The organism is Paenibacillus ginsengarvi (genome assembly GCF_003626695.1).
GTDB lineage: Bacteria > Bacillota > Bacilli > Paenibacillales > NBRC-103111 > Paenibacillus_AB > Paenibacillus_AB ginsengarvi.
The window spans coordinates 46,285-60,949 of the sequence record NZ_RBAH01000012.1 but is presented as its reverse complement, the minus strand read 5'-3'; the positions used below and the strand labels follow the sequence as shown (position 1 = coordinate 60,949).

The window sequence follows — 14,665 nt, the reverse complement described above, 5'->3', positions numbered from 1 at the left end:
AGATGTCCTTATTCGCTTGTGGCTGCGCTTATTTTCATTTGCTGATCCAGCCGTCGCTCCAAACGTGCACGGCGTCCATGACCGGACGGAGCGCCTTTCCTTTGTCGGTAAGTTCATATTCGATCCGGATCGGCATTTCCGGATAAACGTTTCGGACGACAATACCCGCCTGCTCCAGCTCCTTGAACCGCTCCGTCAACATCCGGTCGCTCATGTCCGGAATCATTGACGATATATCTTTAAAACGCATCGGACCGTTCATCAGCACATGGATGATCAAACCGGTCCAACGTTTGCCGAGCAGCTCGAACGCCGTCTCGAATTTGGGACACAGCTGCATTTTGTGGTCTGCGTTTTCCATGACATCATCTCCTATCGGGCTTACCCTTTTATTTTAGCATAGTAACTTGACAATAGTAAGTCTTTTGGGCGATCGTTTGCCTGCATGCGGGTTGTAAAACAATAACAACCGTCTCCCGGCAGGAAACGGTTGCTAAAGCGAATCGGAGTTCGGATGCGGTTAAGCGAACACTTGCAGGGCGCGGTGCACTTTTACTGCCGCTTCTACTATATCGGCTGCGTCCCGGTCGGACAGCACCGGCGACATCGGGATATAGACGGTGCGTGGAATCAGGTCGACGGCGCGCGGGCACATGTTTTCCGATATGGAGACAGGCTGTTTGAACGGATAGTCGTATGGGAAATTGTTCTTTTCCGCCGAGCGCATATGGAACAGCGACGGGTTCATGTACACCGGCTTGCCGCCGTAGAGCACGTAAGACTGTACGTTTTCCGCATTCAGCGCCTGGTTGAAGGAGGCCGCGCCTGCTGCGGTCGGGAAGACGATACCTAGGTTCGAGCCGATCGAGCCGTCAGGGTCCGGGCACGCCCGGTAGCGGATGCCGGGTATTTCCGCCTCCAGCTCGGCGGCGATCCGGTCGTGATGGGTCTTCATCGAGCCTACGATCGTCGGCAGTTTCTTCCACTGCTCCAGCATGACAGCACCGGCGAGCTCGCTCATCCGGTAATTTTGTCCCGAGAAGGCGAATAATTCGTCCGGCGAGTCGATTCCGTACCGGGTGCGATGGCGCAGGACGCCTTGGTCGTGATAGCGGATCGCCCGCTCCAGCAGCGAGACGTCCCGGGTGACAACTGCACCGCCTTCGCCGGAGGTGACGATTTTGTTCATCTGGAAGCTGAACGTGCCGATATCGCCGATCGTGCCCGCATAGCGGCCTTTGTAACGGACCCCGCACGACTGCGCCATATCTTCGATAACGGCGATATGTTTGCTTTTGGCGAATGCCATGACCGGGTCCATATCGACCGGATTACCGAGAATCGGCACAACGATGATCGCTTTGACATCCTCGTCGTATACCCGCTCCAGATCGTTCGGATCGAGATTCAAGCTGTCGTCCACATCGCAATAAACGGGAACGGCGTTGCAGCATACGACGGCGCCGGGAGTGGCGATGAACGTATTCGCCGGAACGATAACTTTGTCGCCGTAACCGATGCCGAGCGCCTTCATCGCAACGATAAGTGCGGCGGTGCCGGATGTAACGGCCAGCGCATATTTGGCGTCGAAATCTTGCACAATCGCATTTTCGAGCGCTTCAACCGCGCCTTGCATGTTCGGTCCATAATACCGGAACGGCGACTGGGCATAAATGACTTTGGACGCCAGTTCGGCTTCTTCCTTGCCGTATACGACGGCTCCGGGATAGTTGGGAGGCAGCGGTGTGCTGCGTACCGGCGTTCCTCCGTGAAGGGCCAGTTTGCTCATGGTCTCTCACCTTCGCTTCCTGTGTAATAAGGGCCTATGGGAGGCACAAATGAATAACTTGTATTAAACCTGTATTTATATTGTACCCGATTCCAGCGGCACTTTCCTATCTTTATTTTGTCGATAATTCGCACGTCGAGAGGATACGGCGCATACAAAAAAAGAACCGCTGCCTAAGACAGCGGTCCCGCATGTTGAAACGGGTAAAACCGGAATAACACTTTACCGACCAGCTCACTCTCGTCGACGAACCGGTTCGGCCATAAATGGGCGTCGTAGCTTTGGTTCCGGTTGTCTCCGAGGAAAAAGTACTTGCCATCCGGAACCGTAATTTTTTCGAATGCGTACGCCATTTTCACATCGAGGTACGGTTCGTTCGTCTTTTCTCCGTTCCGGTACAGCGCCCCGTCCTTGATCTCAATCGTGTCTCCCGGGAGGCCGATCAGTCTTTTCACATAACGAACGGTTTCCTTATTTTCAGCCGCATGGTTGAACACGACGATGTCTCCGTGCTCGAAATCAGTAAATTTCAGCAGCTTCTCCATGACGAGCCGGTCGCCGATATTAATATTCGGTTCCATCGAGCCGCTCGGTACTTTAACGGCCTGCGCTACATACGTCTGGATGAGTACGCTGAGGACGATCGCAATGGCGAGCGGTGGTATCCATTCTTTCAGGATAGCTTTCATACGCATAACCTGAGGGCTCCTTCCTAATGATCCGTTTGACGGATGGTAAAGCGGCGGCGTCAGAGGAGCTGCTTCCAAGAGCCGTAATGGAAAAAGCATATGCCGGCCGCTCCGCCCGCTTTCGCTCGGCTCGCGTACTGTTCGTAGCCGCTGTGATCGATCTCGTATTCCGCCGTTTTGAGCAGCCCCGCATAAACCGGGACGGCTCCGTCCACTTTGCGTACTTGTCCGTCCACGACGCCGCCGAAGCTGCCCGGATTCAGCCAGTAATCCATCGGACATACAAAATCGACGTAGCCGCGCTCCGCCCACTCCCACCATTTTTGCCCGAAGCAATCGAGCTCGCTGTCCGGAAGCAGCGGTTCTCCCCGCAATTCGTTGCCATAAGGGGCGTTGTACCAGATAGCGGCGGATAACTGCGCGTCCGGCCGTTCCTGCCGGATGGCGGCGCGGATCGAGCCGACCAAAGACGTTACGATCGAAGCCCGGTATTCCGCCCACGCGTCGGCCTGGCTTTCCAGCAGCCATTTGGCTTTGGCGGACGTATCCGGCAGCGAATCCGGTATAGGGATCCCGCTCGCCTGCTCGAAGCCGGACAAGCAGGCGTCGCAGAAGCAATACCGGTATTTGCGGGAAAGCACCAGCTTGTCCCCGATTGGCGGGTCGTTATAGGCGTTGCGCGCTTCTTCTACAAAATAGGTCGTGCGGACGCCATCTCCCGTCTCCAGCCGGAGCGGCTGTCCCGTCTTCGGCAAGCCGATCCAGTGACCGGCGCTTTTCGTATCGATCGTCAGCTTGCTGTCGTAATGGTAGTAACGAATAAAGTCCAGGTGAATGCCGCTGAGCCCCGGGAATTGGCGCAGCAGGCCGGCACAACCGGCAGATACGGCTGAGATGACGGCCGGATGCCGCGGGTCCAGCACGAAGCCGCGGCCGTTGATCGGTTCTTCGTAATTCGAGATGCCGTGGGCGTCTACGCAATAGCAGTCTTTGTCTGCGAGCAGCAGGCTGCTGGGTTCTTCGGCCCGCTGATGCAGGGTGGATACCATGCCGTGCACTGCGATTCCTTTGGCGGCACAGGCGTCTGCGAGACTAGCAATCCGCTCCGCGTACGGCTCGTTTATTTTGGCGTTTAAGTTGACATAAACGATCACTTTGCCGACCCGATTCCGCTCGCACCATTCGATCAAGGAGGCGATTTCGGCGGCGTCCCGGGCTTCCGAGCCGAGATAGAGCCAGACGGCGTTATGTAATGATTTCAAGACAGTATATGCTCCTCTCCTCTTAAGACGGACAAGGCCGCGTTTCGGTTGACGCGGGGTTCTACAATATTATACCGAACGGTTCGCGCGAACGGAAATAGGTTTTTCTTTGCCGCTTTACTATGGTACACTCGAATTGATTTCGTCTAATAATTTTCGACACAGCCCGTGCCGGATCAATCCAGCTAATGCAAAAGGACGTTGACGGTATGAACGTTATCGACTTCATCGCACAATCCCCGGATATCGATTTCGCGATCGCTTCGATTGACGGGCAAATGAACATGGTTTGCGGAAACGCAAAAATGAAATCGATTTATGGGATCGAGGAGGGGGAAGGCATTCCGGAAACGTCGCAGCTTCGCAAAGTCGCGGCGCTTGCCGTGAAGCAGGAGCAGGACGTAACCGGGGTCGTCGTCGAGGAAACGATCGATGACCGCATGTTTCAATTAATGCTGTATTGCTACAAAAGGGACGTTGATTCCGAAGAACGATGTCACGTTGCCCTGTTCGACATTACCGGGTTATGCCAATTTTACGAGATGAAGCTGGCGAACGAGAAGCGCAAGCTGATCGGAGAGATGGCGGCCGGTACGGCGAACAGCATTTTGAACCCGCTTGCCGTTGTGCGCGGGAGCTTGCAGCTGATCGAAACGGCGCTGAAGGCTAATCTGGCCTCGAATCATTTATCCGACCAGCTTGTGGCCAAAAGCGTCGAGCATTATATTACGCTCGCCAATCATCAGGTGACCGAGATCAACAATTACGTCCAGCGCTGGCTGCGGCTGGGCAAGCCATTTCAGCTCGATATGCGCCCGGTCTGGATTTCCGAATTTCTGGAAGGGTATATCCCCAGCTTGCAGAGGGAAGCAATCAAGCACGGCATCCCGCTCGTTTGCGAATTTCCGTCCGAGGACGGCCAACTGCTTATCGATCCCCATTATTTGCGCGAAGTGCTCAACGAGTTTATGAAAAATTCGTTCGATGCGACGAATGGCAAAAACGGCGGCATCCGCATAGCGGTTCACGTAGGGGACAAAACGTCGTCCATCATGATTCGGGACTCGGGCCCCGGCATAGCGGCGGATATGATGAAGCTGGTGAAGGACCCTTTTTTCACGACGAAGGAAGATTCGATCGGGCTTGGACTGAACTTCTGCGAAGTGGTGCTGCAAAAAATGGGAGGCCATTATGAGCTGTCGGGAGACGCATCAGGTACGGTCGTTCGTATCGTGCTGCCGAAGGTGCCTGTGGACTAATGGAAAAAAAGGGATGCTTATCCAAAAATATCCTTCTCTAATTTCGAAGGAATCGAAAGTAACCTCTAGTGCATCAAATCCCATAGCTGCTTGCCAATCAATATCGCAGTGACTGCAACAAACAACGGTTTTACGTAGCCTGCACCCTTGCGAATAGCCACTCTGGAACCGACTAGCGCACCTGCGATCATTGAGAGGCCCATCGGTATCCCGTAGTACACATTCACATTTCCCATCAGGGCAAACGTTACAAGACTGCCCAGATTGCTGGCGAAATTAAGCGCCTTGGCATTGCCGGCCGCGCCCACGAAGTCAAAGCCGAGAAGCAGGAAGGCAAACAGCAGGAACGAACCGGTACCCGGCCCGAAGAAGCCGTCGTAATAGCCAAGCGCCAGTGCGACGAACGCGCCGGCCAGCAATATTTGTTTCGTCAGCTGCGGTCCTGAGGGGCGCGCTGTTCTTTTTTTGCCTAATAGTGTGTATAACGTCACGCCGATGAGAAGGACGATTACAAGAGGCTTTAAGAAGTCCGGAGGAATGAGCCGCACGGTATAAGCTCCGGCCACGGACCCGACGAGGGAAAGCGGGAACCATTTTTTGATCAGCTTGATGTCCATTTTGCCCGACAGCAAAAACGAGATCGAGCTGGTTAACGAGGAGATCGCTCCGCCCAGCTTGTTTGTGCCGAGCGCCATAGCCGGCGGCAAGCCGGTCGACAGCAGGGCGGGGACGGATATTAATCCGCCGCCGCCTACAACCGAATCGATGAACGAAGCGACAAAGCCGATGGAAACTAAGAAGACGATCATTTCAATAGATGGATGCTCCACGCTTGTTCGCTCCAATACGGGAAAGCCCGCTGTATAATAAGAAGCTTAAGGCAAATAGCTGCGCAGTACCGTCAGGCCGCCGTTCAGGCTGTATTCGCCGAGATCCGCCGGCAGCAGGAAGCAGTCGCCCCGCTTGGCCGGAAGCGATCCGTCCGCCCAATCTAGCGTGCCCGTACCGTCACATATGACGAGAATCGTGAAGCTCTCCGGCGACGTGGCCAGTTTCCAGACGCCTTCCGAAACGCCTTTCTCGACGATGAAATAACGCGATGCCGCCAGGCGAAGCCAGCTGTTCGCGGCGTCGATATCCGTTTTCATCCGGGTAGCCCCGCTATCCCCATACGCCGTCACGTTTAAGGAATGCTCGACATGCAGCTCCCGCGGCTTTCCGTCCAGCCCGAGCCGGTCGTAGTCGTACAACCGGTAGGTCGTATCGGAATTTTGCTGAATTTCCGCCACGAGTACGCCCGCGCAGAGCGCATGCACCGTTCCGGCCGGAATATAGAACGAATCGCCGGCCTGAACTTCGACTTCCTGCAGGCTGTCCATGATCCGGTTATCGCGAATGCTTTCGGCAAAAACTTCCCGCGTCATCCCCGGCTTCAGCCCGTATATGATTTTGGCGCCCGGCTTCGCGTCGAGCACGTACCACATTTCCGTTTTGCCGAGCTCGCCGGCCGGGAGCTCTTTATAGTCATTGTCCGGATGGACCTGAATCGACAAATCGTCGTTGCAATCGAGCAGCTTGATCAGCAGCGGAAAACGCGAGCCTTCGGCTGCGGCGGCTTTTGTGCCGAATATCGTTTTGCCGTAACGCTCCCGGACTTCGTCCAGCCCGAGACCGGCCAGCTCGCCGTTTAGCACCTTCGTCGTGCCGTTCGGGTGATCGCCGATCATCCAGCCTTCCCCGATCGGTCCTTCCGGCAAGTCCAGGCCGAATTGTTCGAGCGCTCGTCCGCCCCAAACCCGCTCTTTCATTTCGGGCTTAAATTGCAAAGGATAAGATTTCATTCTGGTAGACCTCGCTTTCGTGTTGTCGACTCGTATTACTTTACACGTTTCTTTTCTCTACGGCAATTACATAGGGGGGACGGTGGCTCCGGTTGGCAAACCGGTAAACGATCGCCTGATAGTCGGCCTCGGGCAGCGCTTCCGCCCACTGCTCGGCGAGGAGCGCTTCCTCGCTCCCCCCGGGATGGCCCGGGTACAGCACGGCGGTGAGCAGACCGCCCGGCTTCAGGATCGAGAGGGCGGCGTTAAAGGCCGGGATCGTCGAATCGGGGCGCGTAATAATATCGGGATCGCCACCGGGCAAATAACCGAGGTTAAACATGACCGCCGAAACGCGGCCGCAGACTTCCCGGGGCAGCGCCTCCCGCATGTCGGCATGGCTTCGGAGCAGCAGATGGAGCTGCCGCGGCACGTCCGGTTGTTTCTCCAGCCGCTCCGCTACCCGGTCCAGCGCTGCCTGCTGAATATCGAAGGCATACACGGCTCCCTTTGCACCGACCGTTTTGCATAAAAAGGCGGTGTCCGCTCCGGTTCCGGCCGTAGCGTCCACGGCGGTATCCCCGGGCCGGAGCCTTTCGCTGACACAGCGGTGGGCGAAGCTTAGTACGGAAACGAATCCCATGAGTTCCTCCGGTTCGCGTTTTTGTTGAATTTTAGCGATACCATAACACAGGTTCGTTTGAAAATACAAGCGGCTCCCTGTCTCTAAAACGACAAGGAGCCTCCTAAGGCTGGAGCATAACGGGCAAATTAACGGCCGCAGCTACTTTTTCGCCGCCAACCAGGTGGCCAGCGTTTCGATATCGGCTGCTTCGATGGTTTTCTCGAAGCCGGGCATTCTCGTGCCGCCCTTCGTAATTTGCGTCATAATTTGTTCTTTGGTTTTGCTGGCGCCGATTTTCTGCAGATTCGGTCCCGGTTTGCCCTCGAGGTTGCCGCCGTGGCATGACATGCAGTTGGTTTTGTAAATTTCCTCGGCCTTCACCGCTGCCGCATCTTGCGCCGGTTCCGTTTTTGCCGGTTCGGTCTTAGCCGGCGCGGCAGGAGGAGGAGTCTGAGCAGGCTGGCTCGGACTGGTTGCGTTAGTCCCGCTGCTAGGGGCTTGAGCGGCAGCAGGAGGAGGAGTCTGGGGCGGAGTCTGAACAGGCTGGCTCGGACTGGTTGCGTTAGTCCCGCTGCTGGGGGCTTGAGCGGCAGCAGGAGGAGAAGCCTGGGCCGGAGTCTGAGCAGGCTGACTCGGACTGGTCGTGCTAGTCCCGCTGCTAGGGGCTTGAGCGGCAGCAGGAGGAGGAGACTGGGCCGGAGTCTGAGCAGGCTGGCTCGGACTGGTTGCGTTAGTCCCGCTGCTAGGGGCTTGAGCGACAGCAGGAGGAGACTGGGCCGGAGTCTGAGCAGGCTGGCTCGGACTGGTTGCGTTAGTCCCGCTGCTGGGGGCTTGAGCGGTCGCAGGCGATCCGGCTTCTTTTTGGCCACAGGCCGCGAGTGCGATCAGGATTGCAATTGCTACAGGTGCTAGGGCGATTCTTTTCATAACTTTGCCTCCCATTTTGTCCGATTCGATGTCGCTCCCGGCATGTAACGTTCTCTCTAGTCAGGTAACGAGGAGTGCGGGAAGGCGGTTTGATCGGTTTGGACTGTATTTGGAAAGGCTTCATACACGAGGTGGAATTACGGTTCATCAGGCGATGCAGTATGGGTTACCCTGACTTGCAGGAGAGCGGAAGTGAAAGTTCCGCTATTGCTTGCAGAGTGCCGCTGCAGGGGGGGGATAGAGGAAACGAAAGTTCCGTTATGGCCGCCAGTTCAACCGAGTCAGTCTGGGGAAATGGGCTATAAAGGAAGTTTTACTTCCTCTAAGTCGCTTGGGTGGGCCGCGAAGCGGCGATAACGGAACTCGCGGTTCCGCTATCGCTCGGCCGTTGTACGGCCGCGGCCGATGATCTTTGAACGACGCAGATAGACGGCTAGCCTAGCCATGAACGCACAAAGCCTCCGCCGTGCCCAGAGATAGGGCGCGTACGGAGGCTATGCGTCATTGTTCGCGACTATTCGGCCGCAAGGTACCGCGTATCACGTCGCCGGCGCCCAAAACTTGCCTTGCCAGCTGCCTCGCGAAACAAGCTCTTTGTCGATCGCGTTCAGCACTTCCCATTTCTTGAGGCTCCACATCGGGCCGATCAGCAGATCGCGCGGAGCATCGCCGGTCAGCCGGTGCACGATCATGTCCGGGGGAAGCAGCTCTAGCGTATCAACGACGAGCTTCACGTATTCATCCATTTCCAGAAAGCGGACGAGTCCGGCCTCGTATTGCTTCACCATCGGCGTTTTGCGCATCAGATGGAGCAGATGCACCTTGATGCCCTGCACGTCCATAGCGGCGACCGCCCGCGCGGTGTCCAGCATCATCTCGTGCGTTTCGCCCGGCAGCCCGTAGATGATATGCGCGCAAACGCGGATGTTGCGCCGCCGCAGCTTCGCCACCGCATCCAGGTAACACTTCGTATCGTGCGCCCGGTTGATTAGCTGGGACGTACTCTCGTGCACAGTTTGCAAGCCCATCTCGACCCACAAATACGTGCGCTCGTTCAGCTCCGCCAAATAGTCGACGACATCGTCCGGCAGGCAGTCGGGACGCGTTGCGATCGACAGGCCGACCACGCCCGGCTGCTGCAAAATAACCTCATAATACTCGCGCAGCTCCTCTACGGGAGCGTAGGTGTTCGTGTACGCTTGGAAATAGCCGATATACTTCGCTTCCGGCCATTTCCGGTGCTGCAGGTCGCGGATTTTGCCGAATTGGGTGACGAGATCGTCCCGGCGGCTGCCGGCGAAGTCGCCCGAACCTCTGGCGCTGCAAAACGTGCAGCCGCCCGTAGCGATGCGCCCGTCCCGGTTCGGACACGTAAACCCGGCGTCGAGCATCACTTTAAACACTTTGGTGCCGAACTGCTCGCGCATCTCGGTATTCCACGTATGAAACCGCTTGTCGCCCCACAGGCGGGGCTGTTCGGCGGAAGTTAGTACGGACATGTAAAGTCAGACTCCTTTGCGGTACAATCGGATCACTTGCGAATCTATTGTACCAGATGGCGGCAGGGCAAGAGAAGCTTTACGGCGAGCGGTAGCCGCAAGAAGTCCTGTCAGGAGGGGAGCGTAGCGGCTTTCGAACGTTCTGCTGCGCGAAGCGGGAGAGGGGGGAGCGAGCGCTTACCCCTGTACTCCGAATAGTTCGAACGGTTATTTCGCCTTTTCTTCGGCAATCATTTTGCTCATGTCTTCGTCGATGCTGCGGAAGGCGGTGTTCAGATCCATTTCGCCTTTGGCGATATTGGGGACATATTTATTATAGATCGGCTGCGCCTTGGAGTCGTACTTGGTCTTATCCGGCATTGGCGAAAATTTCCGGCTTAGTATGGACTGAAAATTTTTGCCCTGATACTTGCTCTTCGTGCCGAACGCCTTCTGCACATTATCTTTTTGCAGCACGGGGATGACGGCCCGCTCTGACAAGCTGAGCTGCTCCTGCTCGCTCAGCATATGCTGAAGCACCTGGAACGCTTCGTCTTTGAACTTGCTTGTCGACGTAACGCCGAACAGCGTCGGGTAAGGCTGCGGCGCTTTGCCGGGCGCTTCCTTATAAGTCGGATACCTGACCATGTCCCAGTTCATCGCGGTCATGTCCAGGTTAAGGAACAGATTGGCGAGGCCCTCGGTCATGGCGATATTTTTGTTTTGCACGAACTGCGTCGGTCCCAGTGCCGTTCCGCCGGTCGTTTTGTACGCTTCGACGATGACTTCGAATATCGATTTCCATTTCGGATCGGTCAGAATGGTCGCCTTTTCGGTTTTGCGATCGACATAAGGAACCGACTGCGGGTTCAGGCTGAAGTTGTGCGTGATCGAAGTGCCGAGCCCGAAATAAGGCTGTCCGCCGTCGGTCCGGTACATCCGTTTCGCCACATCGATTACCTGATCCCAGGTCATGTTATCCTTCGGATAAGGAACGCCGAACTTGTCGAACAAGTCTTTGTTGTAATATAAAGCGGCTGTATTGATGACAAGTGGAAGCGCATACATTTTACCGCCCGACAAAGACCGAACCGCATTGATCGACGAAGGCTCCAGCGTGTTCAAATCCAGCCCGTGCTTCTTGATCAGATCGCTCATGTCATACTCCAGCTTGTATTCCTGCATCTGCTGGATCGTAACGTCGACCGCTTGCCAAAATACGTCGATCTGCTGTCCGGCGGCCATCAAATCCGCAAGGCCCGCCCCCTGGCCCGATTGGATGTATTCGATCGTATAGTTCGGAAACTTTTTGCGCATCGCGTCGCCGAACCGTTCGTTGAACGCCTCTTGCGTCCAACCTGCAGTGGAGTAAAACACAAGCTTGACCGGCCCTTTGTTAACGTTCTCTTCGGCGCTCTTCGCACCGTTCCCTGAAGTTCCGGCGTCTTTGCCGCCGCCCGTGCTTCCGCATGCCGCGAGAAGCAAAGACATGATGCCGCCTGTAAGCCATAGCATGTACTTCTTTGTCGTCCTCATCTTGCCCCGATAGAGAGCTGTCAATGAGCATCCCCTCCTTCGTTTTGGTTCGATTGATCTGTGGTTCTCTCTCATCATACAACTAGCCGCGGGCCAGCGAACATTCATTAAACCCGCAATGTGTATATACTTTTTTGTAGATTGCCGGGAAAAAGAAAAAAACCGGCGCATTTCGCCGGTTTTCCGCTGATCGGATCGTAAAGACTGTCACAAAAAATAATTTTGCTTGATCACATCGTCCGTTTTGTTCCTCGAGCCGTAGCGGACGAAATGCTGGTAATGTGCCTTGTACAGCTGCCCGTTTCTGGACGGGGTATAAGTCAAATAAAGCTGCGTGCGGCTGTATTCGGCCGTATTCGGACCGCTGCGGTGCGGAGCGAGGGAATGGAACAAGATGATGTCGCCGGGCGACGTTTCGACCAGCTCGCCTGTGCCGAGGTCGATCTCGGCGATTTCCGCGTCGTTCATATTACGCAGCTCCCCGGGTGTGGAGCGGAACCGGTCGTGGTAACCCGGGAACAGCTCCAGCCCGCCGTTCTCGCGGGACGCTCCGTCGACTGCGACCATAACCGATATGAGCCCTTCGTACGGAAAGCCCTGCCAGTAGGCGGCATCCTGGTGCATCGTATAGCCGCTCATACCGGGAAGCTTGAAGATGAGCTTGTCTTTGAACAGCAGCGGCTCGTCGAGGTAGATGTCGCGAAGCGGGGTCAGGATGCGTTCGTCATTCGCCAGCTCGTTATACACCGGGGAAATGTCGATCAGCGGATCGAATTTCTCGACCGTACTCGTATCGCCGATTTTGCGGAATCCGACCCGGACATTAAGCGGGTTTATGATTTGCTCGTCCAGGCTGAGCAGTCTGTTGGCCTCGGCACGCCATAACTGCGTCTCCTCGCGGGTGAATTGGCTGCGTAGGACAAGATACCCCTTTTGCTTGAATTCGTCCAACTGCGCGTACGATAAAATGCTGCTCATTTTGCAAGACTCCTTCACTTTTTTGTTTGGTATTTTCTTTCTTATCCGTATCGTATATCTTTATAATTATAAAGAACATGCACCCGATTGCTGTTTTGCTTATACTTTTTTGCAGGACAAGGAGGGATCGCCATTGCTTAGCGCAAGAACGATTGCGGTGGAGACGAAACTGATTGCCCATGCGTATTCCCGCGACCGGGAAAGCTTCAGGCTGCCGGAGGAAACGTACGAAGGCTGGGCGATCATTGCGAGCGAAAAGGGCACGTTCGAATATGCCGTCGGCGACGAAACGGGGGAAGCGAAAGCCGGAGAAGCCGTGCTCTGCCCTCCCGGCATTCCGTTCCACCGCCGTACGCTCGGGCTGCTGGATTTCCATTACGTGCAGTTTCATTTGAGCACGATATCGCCGGACGGGCCGATTGAGTTTCCATACCTCGGCAAAATCGTATTTCGCGATACGAGCCGGCTACTGTCTACTTTGGCGGCGCTGCGCGACGCGCGGGAGCATGTATCGCAGCAGTACTTGGAGCATCTTGTAACGGACCTGTTGTACCAGTATATCGGGGAGCGCGCGGCGAGCCGAAGAGAGAGAAAGCCGAGAGACAGCGCGATTCAGGAAGCCGTTCGTTACGTAAACGAACATGCGTACGAGGACATTTCCATGCAGCTTGTCGCTTCCCGTGTCGGACTCAGCCAGTCCCAGTTCACCCGCAAATTCCAGAAGGAGCTCGGCATATCTCCTGTGAAATACTGGACGGGTGTTCGACTGCGCAAAGTGAGACAGCTTCTGGCCGAAACGGACGAGCCGCTTGAGGCGATCGCCGAGCTTTGCGGCTACCAGAACGCTTTTTATTTGAGCCGGGTGTTTTCCAGGGAAATGGACATCAGCCCTTCGGAGTACCGGCGGTCGCATCGTGTCTGATCGCGCGAATGGGGCGGCGCGGATTTTGCTGCATTTTGGCAGGTTTTATAAAGCGAAAAAAGGCTTGCCGCTGCGGCATTTCCGCTTGCAAAACCTAACATGATGTGTTATATTAAACGTGAAGAAATTGCTTCAACCAATCAGCACTTTTCGCTTCTCTTCCGATCCACTACTCGTCGAGATTCTGATCATAGGGTACACTATTACAATTACGAGGTGAGGTCCATGAACGAAACGTTTGAAATTCCAAACGGCGACGAAACGATTATGGTCGAGCTTACGGTTAAAGAGGCAATGGCGCTAAGCGGAGGGTTTCGCTTCCGTCCGGAAAGCAAAGTGGCTTTGAATGCGAAGAAAAAAGTGCAGAAGGTGCTTGACCGCAAAATGATAGAAGGCGACCCGTCGCGGTATTGATGGGCCGGCCCGACGAACGATAAATGCTTGTAAACAAAGAACGCCGCCGCTCCTCCGGCTTTTGCCGCGAACGAGGGCTGCGTTCTTTTTTTGTGCGACCCGCGGGAAGAGCGGCAGTTCCCGCGGCAGGCGCTTTTCTTTTGCCGGAAAATCGTCTAAGATGGTAAATCGTATAGATAGCAATCGAAACGTGGAGGAAAGCCGCATGCGTTTGAGAGGCAGAAAAGGGATACGCGAGACGATCGAGCGGCAGCACGATCTCGTCGTCTTGAATCCGGCGGAGTGGAAAGGCCGCTGGGCCGAAAGGTTCGGCAACGACAAGCCGATTTATGTCGAGCTTGGCATGGGAAAGGGCAAATTCATCAGCGAGATGAGCCTGCTACATCCGGAAGCGAATTTTATCGGCGTGGATATGTACGACGAGCTGATTCGCAGGGCGAGCGACAAGGCGAGGACGGCGGCGGGACGCGAGGATGGCGGGGCACCGGACAATCTGGCGCTGGCGCTGTTTAATATCGAGCATATCGCGGATATGTTTGACGAAGGGGAGTTGCGCCGTATTTATTTGAACTTTAGCGACCCGTGGCCGAAGAAGAAGCATGCGCGCCGGAGGCTGACGCATGCCGGGTTCGTGCGGCAATATATCCGCTTGCTGGACGGCCTCGGCGAAATTCATTTCAAAACCGACTCCCGCTCGCTGTTCGAGTTCTCGCTGAATTCGTTCGCAGACATGAATATCCGGCTGCGCTCGATCTCGCTGGATCTACATAAGGACGGCCCGGCACCGGACAATGTCATGACCGAGTACGAGAACAAATTTTACGAGCAAAATATGCCGATCTACAGGCTGGAAGCGGTTATCGGCCCAGACGCGCTGGCGAAGCACGAAGCTTCGCTGCAAGAACAATCCAGGCCGCAGTCCGAAGCCTAGAGCAGTTGGACCACTATGCGAAGCCCCTGTCAGGC

15 protein-coding genes are annotated in these 14,665 nt (G+C 55.6%); 4 read left to right on the top strand and 11 right to left on the bottom strand.

Annotated elements, in window-relative coordinates:
• Positions 1 to 34 precede the first annotated feature (34 nt).
• From D7M11_RS17265 to D7M11_RS17250, 4 genes are all read right to left on the bottom strand, one after another.
• Complete coding sequence (locus D7M11_RS17265; RefSeq protein WP_120748493.1) at positions 35 to 361, bottom strand: winged helix-turn-helix transcriptional regulator; 327 nt, start codon at positions 359 to 361, stop codon at positions 35 to 37.
• A 159-nt stretch (positions 362 to 520) separates the two neighbouring features.
• On the bottom strand, positions 521 to 1,789 hold the full coding sequence (locus D7M11_RS17260; RefSeq protein ID WP_120748492.1) for a DegT/DnrJ/EryC1/StrS family aminotransferase: 1,269 nt from the start codon (positions 1,787 to 1,789) through the stop codon (positions 521 to 523).
• Positions 1,790 to 1,962: 173 nt separating this feature from the next.
• Complete coding sequence (gene lepB, locus D7M11_RS17255; protein ID WP_240041165.1) at positions 1,963 to 2,484, bottom strand: signal peptidase I; 522 nt, start codon at positions 2,482 to 2,484, stop codon at positions 1,963 to 1,965.
• A 53-nt stretch (positions 2,485 to 2,537) separates the two neighbouring features.
• On the bottom strand, positions 2,538 to 3,740 hold the full coding sequence (locus tag D7M11_RS17250; RefSeq protein WP_120748491.1) for a glycoside hydrolase family protein: 1,203 nt from the start codon (positions 3,738 to 3,740) through the stop codon (positions 2,538 to 2,540).
• A gap of 209 nt (positions 3,741 to 3,949) precedes the next feature.
• Between D7M11_RS17250 and D7M11_RS17245 the strand changes: the two genes are divergently transcribed.
• Entirely contained in the window at positions 3,950 to 4,999 is a 1,050-nt protein-coding gene (locus D7M11_RS17245) for an ATP-binding protein (RefSeq protein ID WP_158606675.1), read from the top strand.
• 65 nt (positions 5,000 to 5,064) lie between these two features.
• Here D7M11_RS17245 and D7M11_RS17240 read toward each other — a convergent pair whose 3' ends face one another.
• The 7 genes from D7M11_RS17240 to D7M11_RS17210 form a co-directional block, all read right to left on the bottom strand.
• Entirely contained in the window at positions 5,065 to 5,829 is a 765-nt protein-coding gene (locus D7M11_RS17240) for a TSUP family transporter (protein ID WP_120748489.1), read from the bottom strand.
• A 45-nt stretch (positions 5,830 to 5,874) separates the two neighbouring features.
• Positions 5,875 to 6,840, bottom strand: a complete 966-nt coding sequence (locus tag D7M11_RS17235; RefSeq protein ID WP_120748488.1) for a type I phosphomannose isomerase catalytic subunit — start codon at positions 6,838 to 6,840, stop codon at positions 5,875 to 5,877.
• A 40-nt stretch (positions 6,841 to 6,880) separates the two neighbouring features.
• Entirely contained in the window at positions 6,881 to 7,462 is a 582-nt protein-coding gene (gene mnmM / locus D7M11_RS17230) for a tRNA 5-(aminomethyl)-2-thiouridylate-methyltransferase MnmM (RefSeq protein WP_120748650.1), read from the bottom strand.
• Between the two features lie 141 nt (positions 7,463 to 7,603).
• Positions 7,604 to 8,371 (bottom strand): c-type cytochrome, encoded by a 768-nt coding sequence (locus tag D7M11_RS17225; protein ID WP_120748487.1) that lies wholly within the window; start codon positions 8,369 to 8,371, stop codon positions 7,604 to 7,606.
• A 539-nt stretch (positions 8,372 to 8,910) separates the two neighbouring features.
• Positions 8,911 to 9,870, bottom strand: a complete 960-nt coding sequence (mnmL, locus tag D7M11_RS17220; protein ID WP_120748486.1) for a tRNA modification radical SAM protein MnmL/YtqA — start codon at positions 9,868 to 9,870, stop codon at positions 8,911 to 8,913.
• A 207-nt stretch (positions 9,871 to 10,077) separates the two neighbouring features.
• Positions 10,078 to 11,409 carry an ABC transporter substrate-binding protein gene (locus D7M11_RS17215; RefSeq protein ID WP_158606674.1) on the bottom strand — a complete coding sequence of 444 codons (1,332 nt, stop codon included), beginning with the start codon at positions 11,407 to 11,409 and terminating at the stop codon, positions 10,078 to 10,080.
• A gap of 183 nt (positions 11,410 to 11,592) precedes the next feature.
• Positions 11,593 to 12,363 (bottom strand): phytanoyl-CoA dioxygenase family protein, encoded by a 771-nt coding sequence (locus D7M11_RS17210; protein WP_147433450.1) that lies wholly within the window; start codon positions 12,361 to 12,363, stop codon positions 11,593 to 11,595.
• Positions 12,364 to 12,496: 133 nt separating this feature from the next.
• Here D7M11_RS17210 and D7M11_RS17205 point away from each other — a divergent pair, with 133 nt between their 5' ends.
• From D7M11_RS17205 to trmB, 3 genes are all read left to right on the top strand, one after another.
• On the top strand, positions 12,497 to 13,285 hold the full coding sequence (locus D7M11_RS17205; RefSeq protein ID WP_158606673.1) for a helix-turn-helix domain-containing protein: 789 nt from the start codon (positions 12,497 to 12,499) through the stop codon (positions 13,283 to 13,285).
• A 225-nt stretch (positions 13,286 to 13,510) separates the two neighbouring features.
• Positions 13,511 to 13,699: a hypothetical protein gene (locus D7M11_RS17200; RefSeq protein WP_120748482.1), complete on the top strand. Its 189-nt coding sequence runs from the start codon at positions 13,511 to 13,513 to the stop codon at positions 13,697 to 13,699.
• A gap of 205 nt (positions 13,700 to 13,904) precedes the next feature.
• Complete coding sequence (gene trmB / locus D7M11_RS17195; RefSeq protein ID WP_120748481.1) at positions 13,905 to 14,630, top strand: tRNA (guanosine(46)-N7)-methyltransferase TrmB; 726 nt, start codon at positions 13,905 to 13,907, stop codon at positions 14,628 to 14,630.
• Positions 14,631 to 14,665 lie beyond the last annotated feature (35 nt).

Bases quoted from the DNA above. Each gene is read 5' to 3' on its own strand.
- D7M11_RS17265 (WP_120748493.1), bottom strand. From the start codon at position 361: ATGGAAAACGCAGACCACAAAATGCAGCTGTGTCCCAAATTCGAGACG.
- D7M11_RS17260 (WP_120748492.1), bottom strand. From the start codon at position 1,789: ATGAGCAAACTGGCCCTTCACGGAGGAACGCCGGTACGCAGCACACCG.
- lepB (WP_240041165.1), bottom strand. From the start codon at position 2,484: ATGCGTATGAAAGCTATCCTGAAAGAATGGATACCACCGCTCGCCATT.
- D7M11_RS17245 (WP_158606675.1), top strand. From the start codon at position 3,950: ATGAACGTTATCGACTTCATCGCACAATCCCCGGATATCGATTTCGCG.
- D7M11_RS17235 (WP_120748488.1), bottom strand. From the start codon at position 6,840: ATGAAATCTTATCCTTTGCAATTTAAGCCCGAAATGAAAGAGCGGGTT.
- mnmM (WP_120748650.1), bottom strand. From the start codon at position 7,462: ATGGGATTCGTTTCCGTACTAAGCTTCGCCCACCGCTGTGTCAGCGAA.
- D7M11_RS17225 (WP_120748487.1), bottom strand. From the start codon at position 8,371: ATGAAAAGAATCGCCCTAGCACCTGTAGCAATTGCAATCCTGATCGCA.
- mnmL (WP_120748486.1), bottom strand. From the start codon at position 9,870: ATGTCCGTACTAACTTCCGCCGAACAGCCCCGCCTGTGGGGCGACAAG.
- D7M11_RS17210 (WP_147433450.1), bottom strand. From the start codon at position 12,363: ATGAGCAGCATTTTATCGTACGCGCAGTTGGACGAATTCAAGCAAAAG.
- D7M11_RS17200 (WP_120748482.1), top strand. From the start codon at position 13,511: ATGAACGAAACGTTTGAAATTCCAAACGGCGACGAAACGATTATGGTC.
- trmB (WP_120748481.1), top strand. From the start codon at position 13,905: ATGCGTTTGAGAGGCAGAAAAGGGATACGCGAGACGATCGAGCGGCAG.